Source organism: Alkalihalobacterium sp. APHAB7, assembly GCF_048323755.1.
Lineage (GTDB): Bacteria > Bacillota > Bacilli > Bacillales > Bacillaceae_F > Alkalihalobacterium.
This window is the reverse complement of sequence record NZ_JBLWFS010000026.1, coordinates 17,875-38,050: the sequence shown is the minus strand read 5'-3', so window position 1 is coordinate 38,050 and position 20,176 is coordinate 17,875. Positions and strand designations below refer to the sequence as shown.

Here is a 20,176-nt window from a genome sequence, read left to right as displayed (position 1 = left end):
TGTTTATATACCAAGAATTTGCTTTGCTCGCATTACTGTTGCTTCATCTGGTGGATTCACATGCGAGAGCGGATATTCTAACCCTAATTGCTCCCATTTATAAACGCCCATTTGATGGTATGGGAGTATTTCCACCTTCTCAACATTCGATAAGGTGTCGATAAAAGAAGCAAGTCTTTCTAAATCTTCGTCTGCATCCGTTATACCCGGAATAAGCACATGGCGAATCCAAACTGGCCGTTGTTTTTCAGCAAGAAGCTGAGCAAACTGTAAAATGTGTGTGTTTGGGACCGTTGTTAACTGTTTATGCTTTTCATTATCGATCTGTTTTACATCTAGTAAGAATAAATCTGTATATTGGAGAAGTTCATCTAACGACTTAAGGAACGACTGACTCTTCGAAAAGCAGCCTGCAGACGTGTCGATCGTTGTATGAAGCCCTAATTCTTTACATCGTTTAAATAAGGCAATTAAAAAGTCAATTTGCAGAAGTGGTTCTCCTCCACTGACCGTAACCCCGCCGTTCGATCGTTTTAAATACGGGATATACGTTTCAATGTCCTGAATTAGATCGTCTACATCAACCGGTTCACCCTTTTTCTGTTCCCACGTATCAGGATTATGACAAAATTGACATCGTAACAAGCAGCCTTGCGTGAAAATGACATAACGAATTCCGGGCCCGTCTACCATACCTGATGTCTCTACTGAATGCACGTAACCTTTCATAATTAGAAGCCCCTTTTGAATAAATTCATGATGATATTTTTAAATGGTACCAGGCACCTTTAGCGGACTAAAGGTGCCTGGTACCTCCCTTTTTATGTGACACCTATATCTTTTTATGTGATATTCATCCTTTTATGATGGACCAATTTTCACACTTATTTATACTGGTGTTACTAGTTGCTTTCCTCCAATGGAGTCATGGAATGTACGGTTAATTACATCTAATTGCTGTTCTCTTGTTAGTTTAATAAAGTTCACCGCATACCCTGATACACGAATGGTTAATTGCGGGTATAATTCCGGGTGATCCATTGCATCTAATAATGTTTCGCGGTCAAAGACGTTGATGTTTAAGTGATGCCCGTTCTTCTCTGAATACCCATCTAAGATAGCAACTAAGTTTGTCGTGCGGTCTTCCGATTCTTTACCTAACGCCTTAGGAACGATCGAGAATGTGTTTGAAATTCCATCTAGTGAATGTTGGTACGGTAATTTAGCCACCGAATTTAATGAAGCGAGTGCTCCTTTTTTATCTCTTCCGTGAAGAGGATTTGCGCCCGGTGCAAACGGCTCGCCATCTTTTCTTCCGTCTGGAGTATTTCCTGTTTTCTTACCATAAACCACATTCGAAGTAATGGTTAAGATGGACATTGTCGTTGTAGATTGACGATACGTATCATGCTTTTTCAACTTTTTCATAAAACGTCTGACGATATCTTGAGCAATTTCATCGACACGATCATCATTGTTTCCGAATTGAGGGTATTCCCCTTCAACGATATAATCAACGACAATTCCGTTCTCATCACGGACCGTTTTTACTTTTGCGTGCTTAATGGCACTTAATGAGTCAGCTACTACAGATAGACCTGCAATTCCTGTCGCCATCGTCCGTAAAATTTCATTGTCGTGAAGAGCCATTTCAATGCGCTCGTAATTATATTTGTCATGCATATAATGAATGATATTTAAAGTATTAATATAAAGCTCAGCTAACCATTCCATGACATGATCAAACTTAGACATTACTTCTTCATAGTCTAAGTATTCACTCGTAATTCTTTCAAACATCGGTGTCACTTGAATTTTCGCTTTTTCATCAACCCCACCGTTAATCGCATATAAAAGCGTTTTTGCTAAGTTTGCTCTTGCACCAAAGAATTGCATTTGCTTCCCAATTCGCATAGCAGATACACAACAAGCAATTCCATAATCGTCACCAAATTCTACACGCATTAAATCATCATTTTCGTATTGAAGTGAACTTGTTTGGATCGACATTTTTGCACAATAGCGTTTGAAGTTCTCTGGCAAGTTCGTTGACCAAAGCACAGTTAAATTCGGTTCTGGTGCTGGACCTAGGTTTGTTAGCGTGTGAATGAATCGGAACGACGTTTTTGTGACTAAAGGTCTGCCGTCTATTCCAACCCCGCCGATTGATTCAGTTACCCATGTCGGATCGCCACTAAAGAGATCGTTATAATCAGGTGTTCTGGCAAATTTGACGAGACGTAGTTTCATAACAAAATGATCGACTAATTCTTGTGCTTCCTCTTCTGTTAAACGGCCTTCTTTTAGATCATTTTCAATATAAATATCGAGGAACGTTGAGACTCGTCCTAAGCTCATCGCTGCTCCGTTTTGCTCTTTTATTGCAGCTAAGTAGCCAAAGTACAACCATTGGAAGGCTTCTATTGCCGTAGTCGCCGGCTCAGAAATGTCAAAACCGTAAGAAGCAGCAAGTGTTTTCAATTCTTGAAGCGATTTAATTTGTTCAGAAATCTCTTCTCTTAAACGGATCACTTCTTCAGACATTCTTTTACCCATTTCTTGAAGCGATTGTTTCTTCTCATTAATTAAGAAATTAACACCGTATAAAGCAACACGTCTGTAATCACCAATAATTCTTCCACGGCCATAAGCATCAGGTAAACCTGTAATGATCCCGATTTTTCTCGCCAGTTTCATTTCATCTGTATATGCATCAAATACACCTTGGTTATGTGTTTTTCGATGCTCTGTAAAAAAGCGATCCACTTCTTGATCCATCTTGTAACCGTATGCTTCACAAGCTGTTGCTGCCATGCGAATACCACCGTATGGCTGTAATGAACGTTTGAACGGTTGATCCGTTTGGAAACCGACAATTGTTTCCTTCTCTTTATCTAAATATGCTGGTCCATGTGATGTGATTGTAGAAACGATTTCAGTGTCTAAATCATATACGCCACCGTTTTCACGTTCTTTTTTGGTAAGCTCCATCACTTTTTCCCATAATTTTTTAGTGCTTTCTGTTGCGCCTACAAGAAAAGCGTCATCACCATCGTATACTGTATAATTTTTTTGAATGAAGTCCCTTACATCTATTTCTTGGTCCCAATTACCTTTTCTGAAACTGTTTGGATGACTCATCTTTTTTCACTCCTTGAAAATTAACAATGGGATTAAGACGCTATCAAAATGACTTACAGATTACTATTTCAATATAAACAACCTAGCTTTTTCAATAGCGTCTTTTCTAATTTTTTCTAATTTACTCTACAGGTCTAGTATAACAATTCAGTAGTATTTGAGGCTGTGAAAAAAATCACAAAATCGTGTCACCTATAATTCTGTTCACGAAATAGTCGTAAATCAACACCCCCTTCATCTATTATTTCTCCCAAATAAGCTTTACATTTCCTTCTTCAACCTCGATGGTGTAAGTTTTAACTTTACCTTCATCAGGAGCTTGTACTTTTCCATCGATTAATGAAATTTTCCAGTCATGCATCGGGCAAAAAACAAAGTGACCGCTGACAAGACCTTCGGAAAGAATGCCTCCTTTAGGGTGTGGACTTTTATTTTCGATCGCTCGAACCGAACCATCTGATAGGCGAAAGAGAGCAATCTCCTCCCCATCGACAGAAAACACTTGACCAATCATTTCTGGCAGTTCATGAAATGAATAAAGTTTAATAGCTTGTCTTGTTTTCATCATTCTAATCTTCCTCTCTACTGAACTGGCACTGGTATAGTTGTTGTTTTAAAATAGGCTTCACGGATACTTTCATCCTCATTTATTTTTTGCCACGGCTCTTCATAACGACTCACTGTTTTTTGCAGCGTTGCGTTTAATTCCGCTCTTTTTTCTACATCGGCTACTACTTCCTTAATATGGTCTAATCCAAGGCGGTCCACCCAGTGAGAGGTTCTTTCTAAATAATTGGCCGTTTCACGGTAATACTGTATAAAAGCCCCTGTCATTTCAAATACTTCTTGTTCCGTTTTGACTTTACAGAAGAAGTCTCCAGCACGTAAGTCTGTGCCCCCGTTACCACCGACATATAGTTCCCAACCACCATCAACTCCAACAACTCCGACATCTTTAATTCCGGATTCTGCACAGTTTCTCGGACAAGCGGATACACCCATTTTGAATTTATGTGGTGTATCAAGACGTTCAAAGCGTTTTTCTAATTCAATGCCGAGACTCATCGAATCTTGAGTACCAAAACGACAGAACTGTGAACCTACGCACGTTTTTACTGTACGAAGCGTCTTTCCGTAAGCATATCCAGATGGCATCCCTAGCTCTTCCCATACTTGAGGGAGTTGTTCTTTTTTCAATCCAAATAAACCAATTCGTTGTCCACCTGTTAATTTGACGAGTGGCACATTATACTTATCAGCAACATCAGCAAGCTTTCTTAAATCTTCAGCTGTCGTCACTCCACCGTACATTCTAGGAACAACTGAATACGTTCCATCTTTTTGAATGTTAGCGTGTAATTTTTCATTTACAAGACGCGAATTTCTATCATCTTTATATTCTGGATTAATCATACCGAGATAGTAATTTAACGCTGGACGGCATTTTGAGCAGCCTTGTTCTTCGTTCCAGTTCAGAACCATCATGACTTCTTTTGGTGAAGTTAATCCTTTATCTTTTATTTCATCTATAACTTCATCTCGACTAAAAGTTGTACACCCACATAATGTTTCTTTTTGAGCAGTCAATTCATAGTCAGAACCTAATGCATGTTCGAGAATTTCACCAATTAATGGTTTGCAACGCCCGCAAGATCTTCCTGCATTCGTACAACCACCTACTTGCTCTATTGTTGCAAGTCCTTGTTGTTGAATGGCATCGACAATCGTTCCTTTAGTCGTTCCGTTACAACCACAAATAACTTCATTATCTGGCATCGCTCCAACGTCAGTCGTCGCATCCGCTCCTGGCGCTAGTAAGAAAGAAATTGTGGCTTGATCTGAAATATCTTCTTTGTTCGTTAACATTCTAAATAATCTTGAACTATCTTTTGTATCACCATATAAAACGACACCGACAATTCGATTATCTCTAACTAAAACCTTCTTATAGACACCTTCATATTCGTTATGGACTTTTATTGATTTGGTTGATGCATCATCATAAATTTCTCCAGCTGAGAACAAATCAATTTCAGTTACTTTAAGCTGGGTTCCTAACAATGAACCTTCGTAACCTTCTTCCTTGACACCGCACAAACGATTGGCTAATACTTTACCTTGTTCATATAAAGGAGCCACTAAACCATAAACCACTTCTCGGTGTTCTGCACATTCCCCTACAGCATACACATGAGGAATATTCGTTTCTAAATAATCATTAACTACAATGCCACGATTGATATAGATGTCACTGCCTTTAATAAAATCAATGTTTGGAACAATCCCGGCCGACATTACGACTAAGTCTGCTTGCACTTCACTTCCATCTGAAAATCGAACACCCTCGACTCGATCGGTTCCCACAATTTCAGTCGTTGATTTTGGCATGAGGAAGTTCATCCCTTGCTCTTCTAATGCTTGTTTTAACATACTAGAAGCAACAGGATCTAGCTGTTTTTCCATCAAATGTTCGACTAAATGAACGACATCCACTTCCATTCCTAAATGAAGTAATCCTTTAGCAGCCTCAAGTCCAAGAAGTCCCCCTCCAATTACAACTGCTTTTTTATGTTGCTTAGCAACTTCCATCATAGTTACGCAATCTTCAATATCTCTAAATCCAATGACTCCTGAAAGTTCGGCCCCAGGAACAGGTAAAATAAATGGCTTTGAACCAGTCGCAATAATTAGTTCATCATATGATAGAACTTGTCCTTTATTTGAATAAACTAGCTGGTGCTGCGGATCTACTTTTGTTATCATTTCATCCGTAAACAACTGAATTCCGTTATCTTTATACCAATCCCAATTATTGATTATCGTATCTTCAAATCTCATTTCCCCTTGAAGTATATTTGAAAGTTGGATCCGGTTGTAATTGGGATGTGGTTCTTCACCAAAAATCGTTATTTCAAATAGATCACGGTTTATTTTTAATAGATCTTCAATGACTCTAACCCCTGCCATTCCATTTCCTATCATGACTAGTTTCTTTTTCTCCATTTTTAAGACCTCCACTTGCTCACTATTTCACAAATAGGAGCATACATCTCTAGTTGTTTTCAATTTTTATGATCTCAGTATAACAATTAAGAACTTGCAAAAACTGTGATGAAAATCACACCCTATGAATTAAAATATTACTATTTTGTGAAAAAGTTTCGTTCAATAATTTGTAATAACTATTTTTTCTATAGTTAAACTGTTCGTTCTTTAACTTATTTACGAAGTTATACTAGTTCTTTCTATATAATCGTCCTGATTAATTTTCTTCTATTCATTGATATTTTTCGATAGTATGTTCTATTTTTATTTATTTCCTGTGAAAAAAATCACACTCAACTTTTTCGTTTGATTGTATCATCAATTTTGTAAGAAACATCGATGTGAAGAAAATTAAACAATAGTATTTGGGGGAATAGATCATGGCGAAAATTACGAAATGGGAGCCAGAAAATGAAAGCTTTTGGGAAAGTGATGGCAAGAAAATTGCAAGAAAGAACTTATTAATATCCGTATTTTCTTTAATCTTAGCCTTCTGTGTATGGCAATTATGGTCAGTTACAGCCGTACGATTAAATGATGTAGGCTTTAATTTTACAAGTAGTCAATTATTTACATTAGCTGCTTTACCTGGATTAACTGGAGCAACACTACGTTTATTCTACACTTTTATGCCAGGCTTAATTGGTGGTAAAAAAACGACATTACTTACAACTGTTGTTCTATTAATACCAGCGATCGGCATTGGGTTTGCCGTTCAAAACCCTGAAACAAGTTTTCAAACAATGGTTATCCTTGCTGCTTTATGTGGACTTGGTGGAGGTAACTTAGCGTCTTCAACGGCGACTCTAAATCCGTTTTATCCTAAAAAAGCAAAAGGTACAGCCAATGGAATTAACGTTGGTATTGGAAACTTAGGAGTTAGTGTTGTTCAATTCTTAACTCCAATCGTAATTGGTTTAGGATTTATTGGTGCTCTAACTGGTGGCGGGCAAACTTTAGCGGATGGTAGCGTTGTTTATATTCAAAATGCAGCATTTATTTGGGTAATTCCAATTATCGCTTCTGTCATTGTTACATTTTTCTTTATGGATGAACTTCCTGTAGCAAAACCGAGTATTAAGAGTCAGCTTTCTGTTCTAAAAATGAAACATATGTGGGTTATGACTTGGCTTTATGTAATGTGCTTCGGTTCATTTATCGGGTTCGCAGCGGCATTTCCATTATTAATCCGTTCTGAGTTCCCGGAAATCGATGTGATGAAGTTTGCTTTCTTAGGTGCATTAGTTGGTGCTTCAATCCGTCCATTCGGTGGTTGGCTTTCTGATAAAGTGAATAGTGGTGCAAAGGTAACATTCTGGACGATTGTCGCGATGATCCTTGCAACATCAAGTGTCATCTACTTCTTAAATATTAATAACTTTACTGGTTTCTTAATTTCATTCTTAGTGTTATTTGCTGGAACTGGAATTGCGAATGGATCTACTTTCCGAATGGTACCATTCATTTTTGAAGAAAAATTTGCAGCACCTGTACTAGGGTTAATTGCCGCATTTGCAGCATACGGTGCATTCTTTATTCCAAAAATTTTCGGTTGGTCAATTGATACAACTGGATATGCTAACTTAGCTCTATTTATCTTTATCGGTTACTACGTAATCAGCTTAGTTATCAACTGGTACTTCTACTCAAGAAAAAATGCAGAAGTTAAATGTTAATCTAAGCGCCTAACAAGAACATGGCCTTTTCACTACTAAGTGAAGGGCCTGTTTTTTTATGGCTATAGTAAAATTACCGTTCCTATGAAATAATGAAGTGTAAAGGTAGTTAGGAGGAATGCCTATGAAACCCCATCATGTTGTCGGAATTTTATTAGCTGGAGGTGCCTCACGACGCTTCGGTGAACCTAAAGCTTTGTATGAACTTGATGGAAAGCCGTTTTTTCAATACAGTCTAGATGCTTTACAAGAAAACGCAGAAGACATAGTCATTGTGAGCCAGCCTGATCTTATTCGACAAATTCACCGCCAAACTACATATGATGTCATTTTAGATGAAGAGCAGTTTCGTGGCGATGGACCACTAGCGGGCATCTATAGTGCTATGAAACACATTCATTCAGAATGGTATTTGGTACTCCCTTGCGATACTCCCTATATTCATGCGGCAATAGTCAATCAGCTACGATCATATACTGAGCGCCACCCTGATAAAGATGCATTTGTACCTCATGTTGCAGGAAAAAAACAACCAATAATTGCTATGTACAACAGACGATGCTTACCGGCAATAGAAAAAAACCTAAAAGAAAATTGTTTGAAAATAGGAATGTTACTTCAGGCCGTTGATACCATGTTTATAGAGGAAAACGAGTGGAACCATCATGAGGCATTTCGTAATATTAATGAAAAAGATGATTTAAGTTTTAGTTAGCTATATGAATAAACAAACATCCATCAAGTGATGGATGTTTATTTATTTGTCACTCTTATTACCCACCACTTACAGGAGGAATTAAAGCAACAACATCATTTTCTTTGAGTGGTGTATCATTTTTCACATATTCTTCATTGACCGCCACAATCGTACTATCTAATGAACGTAAATTAGGATACTTTTCCAATAATACCTTTTTTAACTGTTGAACTGTGATCGGTTCACTTTTAATTTCAATTTCTCTTTCACCAACAATTTCTTCTAATTGTGCAAATAATAAAACCTTCATCTTACACCTCTTTTATTTCCGGCTTACCTGTCTCATATTTTACTTTTTCCAATTGGTCGCCGACCCACTCTTGCCCGTCTTCCCAATGCTCTTTTTTCCAAATCGGTACAATTTCTTTTATTCTTTCAATTGCATAACGACTAGCCTCATAAGAATCCGCACGATGTGGTGTTGAAACAGCAATGACAACCGCGATATCGGTAATTTCTAAATCACCAATTCGATGAGTAATTGCCACTTTTGCTTGTGGCCACTTTTCTTGAATCTCATCACCAATTTGAGCTAGTTTTTTAACAGCCATCGTCTCATAAGCATCATAACGAAGGTAGACGGTTTTCTTCTCACCGGTCATCTCTCTAACTGTACCAATAAAAGTATTAATCGCACCTGCATTACGGTCGACTACTTTATTCACGATCGTTTCAATTGAAATCGGTTCCTGTATAATTTCAAAAAGCTGTTCACTCATTTCTTTCCTCCCAATACACCATTCATAAACCAACTAAAAAATGACTCAAAATCATCTAATAAAAAAGTAGGAACTCCTATTGTAGTTGGTAGTTCAATATTCTTCCACAACAGAACCGCTTGTATGTTTTCAAGTTGTTCCAATAACTCGATGTCCTCCGCTTTTCTTACAATGACGATCTTAGGAAACGGTTCCGTTTTAAATCCTTCAATGATGACAATATCTATATTTAAAAACTGCTGAAGCTTAAGGGCATCTTCTATCGACCAATTCGCTTCATGATTAAAGTGCATTTGAACAGTATGTCCAGCAACAACAGTCGTACCAGTTGCACCATATTCACGAAACCTTGCCGAGTCTTTTCCAGCATCTAATGCTGCTAAGCGATTTTCATGTCCATGATGTTTAATAACTGAAACCCTAACGTCTATACCCTTTAGGCTCGTAATTAATTTTTCTATTAATGTTGTTTTTCCGGAATTACTGTAACCTGCGACTTGAATTAGTTTCATTCTTTTTCCCAAATTGAAGTACTGCCTTCGCCGTTTAGAAGCAGTACCTCAACCTCCATACCACGCTCAAACCCTCTCGTACCGCCTGGTAGCATGAGAAGTGCATTGGCATACGCAATCGAAGAAACGACACCTGATTTATCCAAACCGACTGGAGCCACAATGAGCTTTCCATCTTCAATCGATACTCTGCTTCTAACAAAGCGAGTAAATGGGTTCGGCTTTGGAAAGTCTTTATCGAGTATGGCCTTTTCCTTTTGTAAATGCACACAATCTGCCTCAACTAAACTAAGAATTGCAGGACGTGCAAACAATTCAAATCCTACAAAGCATGCTGATGGATTTCCCGAAAGTCCAAACAAAAATTTACCGTCTTTTACGGCAACTGTTGTAACACTGCCTGGACGCATCGCAATTTTATTAAACAAAACCTCGGCTTCAAGCTTCTTATAAATGTCTGGTAAATGGTCAAAGTCACCAACAGAAACACCGCCAGTAGTTACCAACACATCGACTTCGGCTAATGTTTGTTTGATCTTTTCAAAGCAAGTATCAAAGTCATCCGCTAATTTCCCATAAAATTTCGGTTCTGCACCGATCTTTTGAATTTGCGCTGCGATCATATATCCATTACTATTGCGGATTTTTCCTGGTTCCAACGGTTGGTTAACTTCTAATAACTCTGAACCAGTAGCAATAATTCCTACAACGGGCTTTTTAAACACGGGAACTTTCGCATAACCAAATGTTGCTAATAATGCGACCGTTCCTTCATTAATTTTTGTTCCTTTATCAAGTAAAACCGAACCGTTTTGGACATCCTCACCTTGTCTAGATATATTATCACCCGATAATACTTTACGTTTTACCTGTATGTATGTTTTCCCGTTCTCTTGTACTTCTTTAACGAGTTCAAGCATGATTACGGCATCCGCTCCGTTTGGAATTTGTGCTCCTGTCATTATACGTATCGCTTGCTTTGCTTGAAGCGCTGCTTTTGCGACTGTTCCTGCACCAATTTCTTCAATCACTTCTAATGTTACTGGTTCATCTGAGCTTGCGACCTGTGTATCTTCACTTCGAATCGCAAAACCATCATAGGGTGATCGATCAAACGGTGGTACATCGTGGTCAGCTTTTAAAGGTTCACCTAAATAACGACCGAGGCATTCATCGATCGCTACATATTCCACCTCACCATTTCGATGGACATGGTCCATTATTTTATTCACAGCATCTTTTACAGGTATTGGAGTTCTTCTTTCTACCAATGATGTATCCTCCTAAAACTACAATGATCAATGATTTTTTCAATAATAATAATAAGGAATGCAACACGTTCCAATTTCATAAATTTCGACACTATTATTATACACTAAATACCGTTTCATTAATATTGGTAGGGCCTTATAACTTGCATAATTCTGGTGGTTTTAACGATAGTGTGAACGATAAAAATTTGACTAGTTCAGTGCTTTAATAAATGAGCTTTCAGATCGATGATAGATAGGTTAAGTAGGAGCTTCTTCGAAGGCTTTTAGTTGTGATGAGAAGTAGGTTATAACTACTCTACTGAGATGCTGATGTGGCATGAAGATGAAGAATTTCATATAATTCTAGTAATAACATAAGAATACAAGGATTTTTTTATAATTTGTATCGAGGGATTATTATAGCTATTACTGAAATTTTTAAAAGTAACATATAGAACAGATAATATTTCAGTACACGGTGAAACAAATATCAAAACACCTTGAAAAATCCATACAAAAGTACCATTTTTTCTTAGTAACTAAAGAAAAATGATTAAGCATGGTTGGAAACGAATATACACATTGCCTTCATTGAAGATTAGAAAAACATGTATTAATCCATTCAATTAATTTCGTTTTGTGGAAGCACTTCTAATTCGGATGAATCCGCTAAAACAACCTGAAAATAATCTTCCTCTTGGATCTCACAATAGCCACTCTCATAAATCCAAAAAATTGTATAAACCTTATTGTTATATCTAACTTTTGTTCCAATCTTCATCTTGCTAGCTCCCCCTCAAAACAAAATCTTTATTTTCTATTCAAATATATGTCTATGTTTGTCAAATATTCTTCGTGTTTCCGATTTTTCAAATTTAAAAAACGGGAAACTTGTCGATAAATGACGAATGACACTTTCAATTAGAAAGTGTCATTCGTCTTGCATTCTTATTAAATTTCTAGAACTTTTAGTGTCAGCTCATCCTCACCAAGTTTTTTTAGCTCGAGTAAAGGGAAATGACAAAACAGTTTTTGATTGGCATACTTGAATTCTATTACGGAATTCAAAAAGTCTTCACGATTTTTTGATATAAGTCCAAGATAGAAGTAATAAAAACCTTTTGAGTAATGCGACTGAGTATCAATATTAATACTATTGAGAACCTCTAAAGCTTTTTCCCCTTGTTGTTGTTGAATATAGTAAAAAGCAACCTCATGTCGATCTAATTCATCATTTGATTGAAAGTCTAAGAACTCTGGTTCTTTATTCCAATAACTTTGAAGGAAATTTATTGTTCGTTTTGTATTTAATGTATTTTGCGATTTATATTTAGAATAAATATGCAACGCCTTTGATAGGTATGAATAAGCTAGGTCATAACTTTCACTAATAAAAGCAACTCCCAAATTATGGAGGGCAACAGCTTTAGTTAATTCACTTACGGCATAATTAATAACAATTTTCCCATTTTTTATAACTTCTTCCCTATTTCCAATATTCATATTAATAAGTCCAATACGGCATTTTAAGGACTTTCTTAGAAATGGATATTTCTTCATTTGATTAATACCATCTTCTATAAGTACAGCAACTTGTTCACATCGGTCTAGCATTTTCATATCAAAATAGTTATATATCATAAAGACTTTAGATAATACCTTCATTTCTTGCGTTTTTAATACCAATTCATCAAATAGTATATTAGCCTCACTCGGTGACAGAAGCCCTTCCATCACTAGTTGATCAACATCATATACTTTAGCCCATTCACGACTTTCTGCATTTTTACTTTCTTTCAGCTTATCAATCATGAATTGTTTTAAATCATTTAAGCGATTGACCGAAGCATACTCAAGACTTATTCTTGCTGTTTTGCCATTGGGATTGACTTCTCTGAAGTATGCGTCCATTATCTCAAACTCCTGATCAGCAAACAGATAACGTACTATATCTAACAAACCTTCAAAGTTATCGAATTCACGATCTTTTTCATTGAGAAATTTATATAAAGAAGATTTACTCTTGAGGCCTGAAATATTAATTAACTTGTTAGCCAGCCCTTTTTCTGTTTCTATTTGGTTTTTTAGCATTTGCTTTAGCATGTTTATATTGAACCCTTTCATTCAATATATTAAGTGGTTACCCTTAAGTATTGAATAGATAGTTAGCAAAATTATAGCACAAAATAAATAAATTTTGTTATTTATTCTAGATAAAATGAACTATTTTTCAATGTTGTAATAGGAATAATATTATAAACTTTCTCTTAATTTAAATAGTTTCATTATTAATTCCTAAACATTAAAAACCTTTAGTGCGATTATTAGTTATTTCAAGTCTTTACGAATTTCTCGAATTACATGCCCTAATTCAGGAATAATAATTCGATTCATCGCTAATTTTACCGCACCTGATGACCCTGGCATGGAAAAGACCGCTGTCGTTCCAAATACTCCTGCAACCGCACGACTTAAAATTGCAGCTGTTCCGATATCTTCAGCATAGCTTAAGTATCTAAAAATCTCTCCAAACCCTGGCATTTCTTTATGTAATAGTTCTTTCACTGCTTCATACGTAGTATCACGCATTGCGATTCCTGTTCCGCCATTTAAAAGGACTGCATCTACATCAGCACGCGTTTCTGCTTGCTTTAACAAATCTTGAATGCCTGCATATTCGTCTTTTACGATTTGATATTCTGTTACAACGTGTCCATTTTCTTCTAGTAGTGTTTGGATTAGTCCACCACTTTTATCCGTTTCAGTTGTTCTAGTATCTGAAACTGTTATAATCATACAATTCACTGATTTAGGTGCTTCTTTTTTATGTTCATATGTAGACATTTGCTAACCCTCTCTCCAATAGTTTGTAAATAAAATTATACCAAAACTATATTAATTTACATAATTTCAACTTTGTAATTTAGCATTTTATCGTCTGTTCATGGTAAAATTGGAAGAGTCATTTAAGGAGGAAATCATATGAGTGAACTAACCCATTTTAATGAACAAGGAAGAGCCAAAATGGTCGACATCTCCGAAAAGGAAGTTAGCTCGAGAAAAGCTGTCGCTCATTCAAGTATAAAAGTAAATCAAGAAATTTATACAAAAATAATCGAAGGATCTTTTAAAAAAGGCGATGTCCTTGCTGTTGCTCAAGTTGCTGGAGTCATGGCAGCTAAAAATACAGCCAACTGGATTCCTATGTGCCACCCATTACAATTGACAGGCGTGGATATTTCATTTGAGTGGGAAACGAATGAACCTGACCACTACGAGCTACATATTGAAGCTACGGTTAAAACGACTGGTAAAACCGGGGTTGAGATGGAAGCCTTAACAGCAGCATCCGCTACAGTATTAACTGTTTACGATATGTGTAAAGCCGTTGATAAAGGCATGATCATTGGTGAGACATTCCTGATGCAAAAGTCAGGTGGAAAAAGCGGTGATTTTTCGAGAAGTAAGGCTTAGATGAATTATCATTACAATTTCCTAACGACTTGAATAAGAAAGAGGTTTAGCAGACGCTAAACCTCTTTCTTCTATTATATGGCTCTCATTACCCAACAGTGGTTTCTAGGTCTTCAATTGGCTTTTCTAAATATTTTCGGTCTTTTCGAGCATTGAACCGGTCTGCTTTTTCAACTGAAACGACAATATTGTAATCTGGAATACGAGCGTACTTTTCATAACGTCCTCTTGGAAGTAAGAAGTTTCCTTCAGGGAAGTGAACCTCAACGTTTCCACGTGCGATATCTACAAATTTTGCTCTTCCTTGGAATACTCCGAATCCATTATAGACGACAACACCTTCACCTTCAGTAACGCGTAATTCTTTCGCATCTTCAGCATTCATTAATACATCATATCGTTCTGCATTATTGAATGAGTCTTTTGTGCTGTATACCATTGAATTGAACTGCTTTCCTCGGCGAGTCGTTAGTAGGTATTGACCTTTTTTCTTACCGAGATCGGGAATTTCCACTGGGATTAAGTTTCCTTTTCCATCTGGAGTTGGGCAAACCCCATCTTCACATAACCAAGCTCCACCCCACTGGAACACATCTCCTTGCTTTTTCAAATGCTGTACACCTTCATAGCTTGGGTTCGCTTTAGCAATTTCCGCCCGTACTTCATCAGCATTTTTGAAATCTACTAAATGTGCCATCATCGGATTTACACGTTTCGCTAAATCAATATAAATTTTCCACTCAGTACGTGCTTCTTCAATTCGATTTTTATTTCCTTCAATTTCTGGAGAAAAGTAAACCATTCGCTCCGTAGAAGTTGAAGTACCGCCACCTTCTTGCTCATAGCGTGTTTTTGCAGGTAATACAATAACAGCTTCTTTTGCATCAATAAGTGTGGAAGTGTTTAAGATGATATCTTGATGTACTCTGATATCGAGTTCAGATAAAGCTTTTTCAACAAAGTTAGGATCTGGCATCGTTTCTAAGAAGTTACCACCAGACATATAATACAACTTCACTTTTCGTTCGTGACCTTCTGGAAGAACGATATTTTCAAGTGTAATACCAACCGTGTCTCCTTGCCATTTTGGAAGGGAAAAGCCCCATAACCTTTCGATACGTTCAATGTTTTCACCATAGAAATCACCACCAGGAAGAACGAAAGGATCAGCTCCCATTTCTCCACTACCTTGTACACTAGAGTGACCACGGAATGGCATAAGACCAGCATGTTTTCGGCCTAAGTATCCACGTAGTAGCGCAAGGTTCGCTACTTGTGAGATGTTGTCTGTTGCAAATGAGTGCATCGTTAAACCTAGTGCCCAAGCAAATACCGCATTCTTACTTTTCGCTAGTAACTCTGCTAGTTCAATAATTCTTTCTTTTGAAATACCAGAAGACTTAACGATATCTTCCCAGTTTTGTGCTTCAACATTTGCTTTTAATTCCTCATAACCGTTCACATGCTTTTCAACAAACGCATGGTTAATCGCAGAGCCGTGAGCTGTTTCTTCCATCTCGAACCAATATTTCATAATTCCGTGCATAAATGCAATATCTCCACCGATGTTGACTTGGTAGAAATCATCCGCAAGTTTTGTTCCGAAAAGTGCTGATTCTACATTCGATGGAATCCAATAATTTTCCATAGCTGGCTCTCGATATGGATTGATGACAATAATCTTCGTTCCTCTTTTCTTCGCTTCTAACATATACTTAGAAGATACAGGTGAAGCGTTAGACGCTACACTTCCCCAGAATAAAAGAACATCCGTTCCAATCCAATCTTGATAATTAACTGTAGATGCCCCTACCCCAATCGAACGCTTTAAGGCCGTTTTACTTGGGGAGTGACATATTCGTGATGCATTATCGATATGGTTTGCTCCTAAGAAACGCGCTACTTTACCAGCTACATAATATGACTCATTTGTGATACCACGTGAAGTTAAATAGAATGCATATTGTTTCGGATTTAATTTTTTCATTTTGTCCGCAATCATGTCCATCGCATCATCCCAAGTTAAACGTGAGAACTTTCTCTCCCCTTTTCTTCGGATTAATGGATATGGGATCCTACCTAATTTACGTAGATCTGTACTGTCATACTTTTTTAACTCATCGATATCCGCATGTAAAATCTCTTCCTTGATGGCTGGCATTGTATTTAAACGAAGAACGTTTAATCTTGTTGTGCATAAGTGTGGGCCTGTTAAGGTTTGATCATATAACCCAGCAACACCTAATGCACAGCCGTCACAAACTCCTTTAGATATAATTCTAGACGCATAACCTAAATTATCTTTATTTTCCCAAGCTACTTTAATTGAATCGCGAATATGTTTTGGCTTTATTTTACCTAATCCAAAAGGAACTGGACTTACCCAAAGACTTGGGTCTGGCATTTTGGATTTTTTCATTGGTCCTGGATGTTTTGTTTTTCCCATGATTAACACTCCTTAAATTCTTGCATAACCTATTATTTATTACTTATTTAAATTCACTGTAATTTAGAAATAAAAAACCACCGAAATCCCTATTTCTATATGAAAAGGTAAATCGGTGGTTGAGTCTTCGGCAGGATCGCTGCTAAGTACCAAACCTAGCTATTCAGTTTACAAAATTTCTCTTCAATGTCCTCATCAAAAACAAAAATGGACATGCCCAAATCTTTTTCAATATTTATATCTACAAAAAGTTCGACAAATTGACATTGTAAAAACTCTTCCATCTCAGCAGGTGGGTTTTTACGATACATTTCTTTGACCATCTCTGTTCTCGCAGCACGAAGCATTTGCTTACCTTCGTCCGCTGTTGCGATAAATTTTTCAATTGGAGAAAGGTTTCCTTCCATCTCGCATATTGCCCAATTCTTACAAAACTTTGTATTAATTTTGCTAGGCCCTTTCCCCATATGTTTTTTTCGAAAAGACCGAACTAAATTACTAAATTCAGCTTCATATTTGTTCATATAACGTCAACCCTTTTATTTATTCTATCTAAAAGAGTAGTCTTCTAAACTTGAAATGTCAACTCGCCAGCTTGTTTTCAGTCGTGCTTTGTTCTGCTTTAAGTCTTTTAATATCCAAGCGAATAATTAAAGATACGGCTAAGGCTGCAACAAACATCGCTGCAAAGATATATAGTGTTCCTGCATAACTATTTGTCGTTTCACGTACATAAGAAGCAATGATCGGACCCGCTAGTCCAGCAGCAGCCCATGCAGTTAAAATGTAACCGTGGATGGCTCCAAGTTGCTTTGTTCCAAAAAGATCTCCAATATAAGCAGGAATAGAAGCAAATCCACCACCGTAACAAGTTAAAATTAAGAACAATACGACTTGGAATAAAATTGCATGAGTAATACTAGGTAATAATAAGAATGTAACAATTTGAATTGCAAAAAATGCTGTGTATACATTCGGTCTTCCAATATAGTCAGAAATCGATGCCCAACCGAGACGGCCAATTCCATTAAATAATCCCATTAAACCTACCATTGTAGCAGCAGCTGCAGCTGATAGCCCTGCAATTTCTTGTGCCATTGGAGATGCGACAGAAAGAACTGCAATACCACATGTTACATTGATAAATAACATGACCCATAAATAGTAGAAGCGTTTTGTTTTAATTGCTTCGTTTGCAGTTAATTGTGATAAGTCGGCTGCTGGCTTTTTAGCACCTGAAGCAACTTGCTGCTTATATCCTTCTGGCATCCAACCTTCTGGCGGACGCTCAAGATAAAGTGCTGAAGCAGTCATAATTACAAAATAGACAGCTCCTAAAATAAAAAACGTATTCGCTATACCAACTGAACTAATTAAGTTCGCCATAATAGGGCTAGCAATCATAGCTGCAAATCCAAATCCCATAATCGCAAGACCTGTTGCAAGACCACGACGGTCAGGGAACCATTTTACAAGTGTTGAGACCGGTGTAATATAACCAACACCTAATCCAATACCACCTAAAGCTCCGTAAGTAATATAAAACATAGTTAAACTTCCCATGTTAATCGCTAATCCAGCACCGATTAAACCAATTCCAAAGAATGTTGCTGAAACGAGACCAGATTTACGAGGTCCATGCTTCTCTACGAAGTGCCCCATAAATGCTGCTGATAAGCCTAAAAATAGAATAGCAATACTAAAAGTTAATGATATTGCACTTAAACTCCAACCAAACTGTTCTTGAAGTGGATTTGTAAATACACTCCACGCATAAACCGATCCGATAGAAATATGGATCCCTACCGCGGCTAAAGCGATTAACCAACGATTTTTTATTTTTCCCACTTTCATCTTCCTTTCGACTCTCTCTCATCTATTTTGTTTGGACAAAAATAAAACCGTCGCAAGTACCTTACGTCTTGATCGAAAACGTTTTCACACGAAACATTTCAATCTTAGTAAGTATACAGCGACGGTTAGTGGCAAGCAGGAACTCTACTTTATAACCAACGTAATTCGCGTTAATCTAGTAAACATTTAAACCGATGACAGGGTCGCTATCTCAGATCTTAAATGTTACAGATTTATGAACAGTAATAATATAACTCGATTTCATTACAATTTCAACACTTATTTATTACGATTTCAGCACATCATGTAATAATTATTAAAAAATCTTTAATATTGTCGGGTGACTTCTACATAGATAAATGGTAATACATTTAACTTGTCTAATAGATAAGAATATGTTTATATTGTTTAGTAATTAAGAAAATTACTTGGGGTGGGACGGAATGGACGGACAAATGAGTACAAAATGGCCCATTGTAAAATATGAAAACGGCCAACTCAACAATACAGATGATGAAATCGTTACTGAATTCCCGTTAACGATTCATGTGAATAATGATGAATTTGCAACGATGGTTTGCAGCCCCACCCATTTTGATGAAATGGTCATTGGATTTCTTGCTTCTGAAGGTGTTATTCGTACGAAAGATGACGTAAAAAGTATGAATATCGATAAAAGTAAAGGCTTTGCTTACGTTGATTTGCATGCAAATCAAATAACAAGCCAACAATACTATTCAAAGCGGTTTATTGGATCGTGTTGCGGGAAAAGTAGACAGTTTTATTTTCATAATGATGTTCGGACAGCGAAAACGTCAACTTCCACGACTACGATTACAGGTAAACAATGTTTGGATCTGATGAGAAAAATGCAAAAGAATAGTGTTGTCTTTCAATCAACAGGCGGTGTTCATAATGCAGCAATCTGTGATTCTTATGGAATTATAGTTGATCGTTCAGATATCGGTCGCCATAATGCACTTGATAAGCTGTTTGGGCACTGTATTATAAATCGTATCCCAGTTCGAGATAAAGTTCTTGTTTTTAGCGGTAGAATTTCATCCGAAGTATTGACGAAAGCAGCAAAAATCGGAGTCGGTATCGTCCTTTCGAAATCTGCTCCTACTGACTTAGCAATTAAACTTGCACAAGACTTAAATATAACAGCGGTTGGGTTTATCCGGGGATCCTCTTTTAACGTCTACTCTCATCCGCATCGTATTGTGGAAAATTAGAAAATAAAACCAACTTATATTTTATTATAATATAGATCTTACTAATTTTTATGTTAGGATCTTA

General features: G+C 36.9%; 18 protein-coding genes. 4 read left to right on the top strand and 14 right to left on the bottom strand.

The window, feature by feature from the left end:
• Positions 1-3: 3 nt before the first annotated feature.
• From pflA to nirB, 4 genes are all read right to left on the bottom strand, one after another.
• Positions 4-732, bottom strand: coding sequence for a pyruvate formate-lyase-activating protein (gene pflA, locus ACNSTQ_RS19055; protein ID WP_418201384.1), 729 nt, complete (start codon positions 730-732; stop codon positions 4-6).
• Positions 733-888: 156 nt separating this feature from the next.
• Positions 889-3,141 (bottom strand): formate C-acetyltransferase, encoded by a 2,253-nt coding sequence (gene pflB / locus ACNSTQ_RS19050; protein ID WP_418201368.1) that lies wholly within the window; start codon positions 3,139-3,141, stop codon positions 889-891.
• A 241-nt stretch (positions 3,142-3,382) separates the two neighbouring features.
• Positions 3,383-3,709 carry a nitrite reductase small subunit NirD gene (gene nirD / locus ACNSTQ_RS19045; protein ID WP_418201367.1) on the bottom strand — a complete coding sequence of 109 codons (327 nt, stop codon included), beginning with the start codon at positions 3,707-3,709 and terminating at the stop codon, positions 3,383-3,385.
• 14 nt (positions 3,710-3,723) lie between these two features.
• Entirely contained in the window at positions 3,724-6,144 is a 2,421-nt protein-coding gene (nirB, locus tag ACNSTQ_RS19040; RefSeq protein WP_418201366.1) for a nitrite reductase large subunit NirB, read from the bottom strand.
• A 422-nt stretch (positions 6,145-6,566) separates the two neighbouring features.
• Between nirB and ACNSTQ_RS19035 the strand changes: the two genes are divergently transcribed.
• Both ACNSTQ_RS19035 and mobA read left to right on the top strand, forming a co-directional pair.
• Positions 6,567-7,862 carry an MFS transporter gene (locus tag ACNSTQ_RS19035; protein ID WP_418201365.1) on the top strand — a complete coding sequence of 432 codons (1,296 nt, stop codon included), beginning with the start codon at positions 6,567-6,569 and terminating at the stop codon, positions 7,860-7,862.
• Between the two features lie 124 nt (positions 7,863-7,986).
• On the top strand, positions 7,987-8,577 hold the full coding sequence (mobA, locus tag ACNSTQ_RS19030; protein WP_418201364.1) for a molybdenum cofactor guanylyltransferase: 591 nt from the start codon (positions 7,987-7,989) through the stop codon (positions 8,575-8,577).
• Positions 8,578-8,635: 58 nt separating this feature from the next.
• Here the strand turns inward: mobA and moaD are convergent, their stop codons facing one another.
• The 7 genes from moaD to ACNSTQ_RS18995 all read right to left on the bottom strand — a co-directional run bounded on the left by moaD (position 8,636) and on the right by ACNSTQ_RS18995 (position 13,947).
• Positions 8,636-8,869: a molybdopterin converting factor subunit 1 gene (gene moaD / locus ACNSTQ_RS19025; RefSeq protein ID WP_418201363.1), complete on the bottom strand. Its 234-nt coding sequence runs from the start codon at positions 8,867-8,869 to the stop codon at positions 8,636-8,638.
• Position 8,870: 1 nt separating this feature from the next.
• Entirely contained in the window at positions 8,871-9,338 is a 468-nt protein-coding gene (locus ACNSTQ_RS19020; RefSeq protein ID WP_418201362.1) for a molybdenum cofactor biosynthesis protein MoaE, read from the bottom strand.
• Entirely contained in the window at positions 9,335-9,850 is a 516-nt protein-coding gene (gene mobB / locus ACNSTQ_RS19015; RefSeq protein ID WP_418201361.1) for a molybdopterin-guanine dinucleotide biosynthesis protein B, read from the bottom strand. Before mobB ends, ACNSTQ_RS19020 begins: the two co-directional genes overlap by 4 nt.
• Positions 9,847-11,121: a gephyrin-like molybdotransferase Glp gene (glp, locus tag ACNSTQ_RS19010; RefSeq protein ID WP_418201360.1), complete on the bottom strand. Its 1,275-nt coding sequence runs from the start codon at positions 11,119-11,121 to the stop codon at positions 9,847-9,849. Before glp ends, mobB begins: the two co-directional genes overlap by 4 nt.
• Positions 11,122-11,725: 604 nt before the next feature.
• Positions 11,726-11,884 (bottom strand): hypothetical protein, encoded by a 159-nt coding sequence (locus tag ACNSTQ_RS19005; protein ID WP_418201359.1) that lies wholly within the window; start codon positions 11,882-11,884, stop codon positions 11,726-11,728.
• 170 nt (positions 11,885-12,054) lie between these two features.
• The gene (locus ACNSTQ_RS19000) at positions 12,055-13,206 is read right to left on the bottom strand and encodes an AimR family lysis-lysogeny pheromone receptor (RefSeq protein ID WP_418201358.1); all 1,152 of its coding nucleotides are present in this window, start codon (positions 13,204-13,206) and stop codon (positions 12,055-12,057) included.
• Between the two features lie 225 nt (positions 13,207-13,431).
• Entirely contained in the window at positions 13,432-13,947 is a 516-nt protein-coding gene (locus ACNSTQ_RS18995; RefSeq protein ID WP_418201357.1) for a MogA/MoaB family molybdenum cofactor biosynthesis protein, read from the bottom strand.
• 138 nt (positions 13,948-14,085) lie between these two features.
• Here ACNSTQ_RS18995 and moaC point away from each other — a divergent pair, with 138 nt between their 5' ends.
• Positions 14,086-14,577 (top strand): cyclic pyranopterin monophosphate synthase MoaC, encoded by a 492-nt coding sequence (gene moaC, locus ACNSTQ_RS18990; RefSeq protein WP_418201356.1) that lies wholly within the window; start codon positions 14,086-14,088, stop codon positions 14,575-14,577.
• Between the two features lie 88 nt (positions 14,578-14,665).
• Here moaC and ACNSTQ_RS18985 read toward each other — a convergent pair whose 3' ends face one another.
• The 3 genes from ACNSTQ_RS18985 to ACNSTQ_RS18975 form a co-directional block, all read right to left on the bottom strand.
• Positions 14,666-17,023, bottom strand: a complete 2,358-nt coding sequence (locus ACNSTQ_RS18985; RefSeq protein ID WP_418201355.1) for an FdhF/YdeP family oxidoreductase — start codon at positions 17,021-17,023, stop codon at positions 14,666-14,668.
• Between the two features lie 155 nt (positions 17,024-17,178).
• Positions 17,179-17,547 (bottom strand): DUF2294 domain-containing protein, encoded by a 369-nt coding sequence (locus tag ACNSTQ_RS18980; RefSeq protein ID WP_418201354.1) that lies wholly within the window; start codon positions 17,545-17,547, stop codon positions 17,179-17,181.
• A 58-nt stretch (positions 17,548-17,605) separates the two neighbouring features.
• Positions 17,606-18,877, bottom strand: coding sequence for an OFA family MFS transporter (locus ACNSTQ_RS18975; RefSeq protein ID WP_418201353.1), 1,272 nt, complete (start codon positions 18,875-18,877; stop codon positions 17,606-17,608).
• A 443-nt stretch (positions 18,878-19,320) separates the two neighbouring features.
• On the opposite strand from ACNSTQ_RS18975, the gene fdhD reads away from it, so the two are divergent.
• Positions 19,321-20,112: a formate dehydrogenase accessory sulfurtransferase FdhD gene (fdhD, locus tag ACNSTQ_RS18970; RefSeq protein ID WP_418201352.1), complete on the top strand. Its 792-nt coding sequence runs from the start codon at positions 19,321-19,323 to the stop codon at positions 20,110-20,112.
• Positions 20,113-20,176 lie beyond the last annotated feature (64 nt).

What these genes read in the sequence shown, in the direction of transcription:
- pflB (WP_418201368.1), bottom strand. Translation starts at nt 3,141, where the DNA reads ATGAGTCATCCAAACAGTTTCAGAAAAGGTAATTGGGACCAAGAAATA.
- nirD (WP_418201367.1), bottom strand. Translation starts at nt 3,709, where the DNA reads ATGATGAAAACAAGACAAGCTATTAAACTTTATTCATTTCATGAACTG.
- nirB (WP_418201366.1), bottom strand. Translation starts at nt 6,144, where the DNA reads ATGGAGAAAAAGAAACTAGTCATGATAGGAAATGGAATGGCAGGGGTT.
- ACNSTQ_RS19035 (WP_418201365.1), top strand. Translation starts at nt 6,567, where the DNA reads ATGGCGAAAATTACGAAATGGGAGCCAGAAAATGAAAGCTTTTGGGAA.
- mobA (WP_418201364.1), top strand. Translation starts at nt 7,987, where the DNA reads ATGAAACCCCATCATGTTGTCGGAATTTTATTAGCTGGAGGTGCCTCA.
- moaD (WP_418201363.1), bottom strand. Translation starts at nt 8,869, where the DNA reads ATGAAGGTTTTATTATTTGCACAATTAGAAGAAATTGTTGGTGAAAGA.
- ACNSTQ_RS19020 (WP_418201362.1), bottom strand. Translation starts at nt 9,338, where the DNA reads ATGAGTGAACAGCTTTTTGAAATTATACAGGAACCGATTTCAATTGAA.
- mobB (WP_418201361.1), bottom strand. Translation starts at nt 9,850, where the DNA reads ATGAAACTAATTCAAGTCGCAGGTTACAGTAATTCCGGAAAAACAACA.
- ACNSTQ_RS19005 (WP_418201359.1), bottom strand. Translation starts at nt 11,884, where the DNA reads ATGAAGATTGGAACAAAAGTTAGATATAACAATAAGGTTTATACAATT.
- ACNSTQ_RS19000 (WP_418201358.1), bottom strand. Translation starts at nt 13,206, where the DNA reads ATGCTAAAGCAAATGCTAAAAAACCAAATAGAAACAGAAAAAGGGCTG.
- ACNSTQ_RS18995 (WP_418201357.1), bottom strand. Translation starts at nt 13,947, where the DNA reads ATGTCTACATATGAACATAAAAAAGAAGCACCTAAATCAGTGAATTGT.
- moaC (WP_418201356.1), top strand. Translation starts at nt 14,086, where the DNA reads ATGAGTGAACTAACCCATTTTAATGAACAAGGAAGAGCCAAAATGGTC.
- ACNSTQ_RS18985 (WP_418201355.1), bottom strand. Translation starts at nt 17,023, where the DNA reads ATGGGAAAAACAAAACATCCAGGACCAATGAAAAAATCCAAAATGCCA.
- ACNSTQ_RS18980 (WP_418201354.1), bottom strand. Translation starts at nt 17,547, where the DNA reads ATGAACAAATATGAAGCTGAATTTAGTAATTTAGTTCGGTCTTTTCGA.
- ACNSTQ_RS18975 (WP_418201353.1), bottom strand. Translation starts at nt 18,877, where the DNA reads ATGAAAGTGGGAAAAATAAAAAATCGTTGGTTAATCGCTTTAGCCGCG.
- fdhD (WP_418201352.1), top strand. Translation starts at nt 19,321, where the DNA reads ATGGACGGACAAATGAGTACAAAATGGCCCATTGTAAAATATGAAAAC.